Here is a 2,402-nt window from a genome sequence, read left to right as displayed (position 1 = left end):
TGGTTGCGGGGGCAGGATTTGAACCTGCGGCCTTCAGGTTATGAGCCTGACGAGCTACCGGGCTGCTCCACCCCGCGCCAGGGTGTGTATATTATAACCGGTTGGGTATTTTTAGCGTTTTACGCGTATTTGGAGTGTTTTGTATGTTTTAGAGAAGATGGTTTGATTTGTGTGCTTGGCAGACCTGGCAGCGACCTACTCTCCCGCATCTTAAGATGAAGTACCATTGGCGCTGGAGCGTTTCACGGCCGAGTTCGGAATGGGATCGGGTGCAGCCGCTCCGCCATAACCACCAGGTCGGCGAAGAACACAAATTGAGAAGCTGGATTAGGGCAGTAGGGGAATAAGCAAGTCAAGTGAGTATGTTCACTCACTGCTTCATTCACCATGCCGTCTTTCGTGCAGATAATAAAAAGCACACGACTGTGTGCCGCCGGTTTTCCGGCGCGCCCGCGCAGCCGTCTGGCGAAGCCAGACTGGCGTGAGCGATATAGATCATCAAGCTACGCTTGATGGATATTGTAAATGGGAGTGATCAAGTCGATCGAGCTATTAGTACCGGTAAGCTACATGCGTTGCCGCACTTCCACACCCGGCCTATCAACGTGGTGGTCTTCCACGGCTCTGATAGGGAATACTCGTTTTTAGGTGGGTTTCCCGCTTAGATGCCTTCAGCGGTTATCCCGTCCGTATATAGCTACCCTGCTATGCCGTTGGCACGACAACAGGTCCACCAGAGATACGTCCATCCCGGTCCTCTCGTACTAGGGACAGATCCTATCAATATTCCTACACCCACGGCAGATAGGGACCGAACTGTCTCACGACGTTCTGAACCCAACTCACGTACCGCTTTAAATGGCGAACAGCCATACCCTTGGGACCTGCTCCAGCCCCAGGATGCGATGAGTCGACATCGAGGTGCCAAACAACCCCGTCGATATGGACTCTTGGGGGTCATCAGCCTGTTATCCCCGGCGTACCTTTTATCCGTTGAGCGATGGCCCTTCCACGCGGGACCACCGGATCACTATGACCGACTTTCGTCTCTGCTCGACTTGTCAGTCTTGCAGTCAGGCAGGCTTATGCCATTGCACTCGACGAACGATTTCCGACCGTTCTGAGCCTACCATCGCGCGCCTCCGTTACTCTTTAGGAGGCGACCGCCCCAGTCAAACTACCCACCATACACGGTCCTGGACCCGGATAACGGGCCGCAGTTAGACATCCATATAGGCAAGGGTGGTATTTCAAGGATGACTCCACAATGGCTGGCGCCACTGCTTCAAAGTCTACCACCTATCCTACACATGCCGACACGAATGCCAGTGTAAAGCTATAGTAAAGGTGCACGGGGTCTTTCCGTCTAACCGCAGGAACCCCGCATCTTCACGGGGAATTCAATTTCACTGAGTCTGCGTTGGAGACAGCGGGGAAGTCGTTACGCCATTCGTGCAGGTCGGAACTTACCCGACAAGGAATTTCGCTACCTTAGGACCGTTATAGTTACGGCCGCCGTTTACTGGGGCTTCAATTCAATGCTTGCACATCTCCTCTTAACCTTCCAGCACCGGGCAGGCGTCAGACCCTATACGTCGTCTTGCGACTTCGCAGAGCCCTGTGTTTTTGGTAAACAGTCGCTACCCCCTGGTCTGTGCCACCCCCACCTAGTTGCCTAAATGGAGGTCACGCTTCTTCCGAAGTTACGCGTGCATTTTGCCGAGTTCCTTCAACGCAGTTCTCTCAAGCGCCTTGGTATTCTCTACCAGTCCACCAGTGTCGGTTTAGGGTACGGTCTATATGCAGGAGCTATTTCCTGGAACCGCTTCGCTGCAAGATCAATCCAATAAGACCTTACAACACACGCGATCCGTCACTACCTGCAGGCCCACGAATATTAACGTGGTTCCCATCGACTACGCCTTTCGGCCTCGCCTTAGGGGCCGGCTAACCCTGCTCAGATTAACTTTAAGCAGGAACCCTTGGACTTTCGGCGAGGGAGTCTCTCACTCCCTTTATCGTTACTCATGTCAGCATTCTCACTTCCGATACCTCCAGGATGTCTCACGACTGTCCCTTCACAGGCTTACGGAACGCTCCGCTACCACGCACATACGTGCATCCACAGCTTCGGTGTATGGCTTTAGCCCCGGTACATTTTCGGCGCAAAGACCCTTATTTAGACCAGTGAGCTGTTACGCTTTCTTTAAATGATGGCTGCTTCTAAGCCAACATCCTGGTTGTTTTGGGATCCTCACATCCTTTCCCACTTAGCCATAACTTAGGGACCTTAGATGGTGGTCAGGGTTGTTGCCCTCTTCACGACGGACGTTAGCACCCGCCGTGTGTCTGCCCAGTAGTACTCCCCGGTATTCGGAGTTTGATTAGGATCAGTAAGACGG

1 tRNA gene and 2 rRNA genes (1 of these 3 only partly in view) are annotated in these 2,402 nt (G+C 53.2%); all 3 read right to left on the bottom strand.

Annotated elements, in window-relative coordinates:
- Positions 1–77: transfer RNA gene (locus tag ACTJKP_RS20920), tRNA-Met, on the bottom strand.
- 105 nt (positions 78–182) lie between these two features.
- Positions 183–297, bottom strand: a 5S ribosomal RNA gene (gene rrf, locus ACTJKP_RS20915).
- Positions 298–531: 234 nt separating this feature from the next.
- Positions 532–2,402, bottom strand: a 23S ribosomal RNA gene (locus ACTJKP_RS20910) (it continues 942 nt past the right edge of the window).

The organism is Brucella sp. 22210 (genome assembly GCF_052045675.1).
Lineage (GTDB): Bacteria > Pseudomonadota > Alphaproteobacteria > Rhizobiales > Rhizobiaceae > Brucella.
Note: the sequence above shows the minus strand (reverse complement) of the source record. Positions and strands in the feature narration are given on the sequence as shown.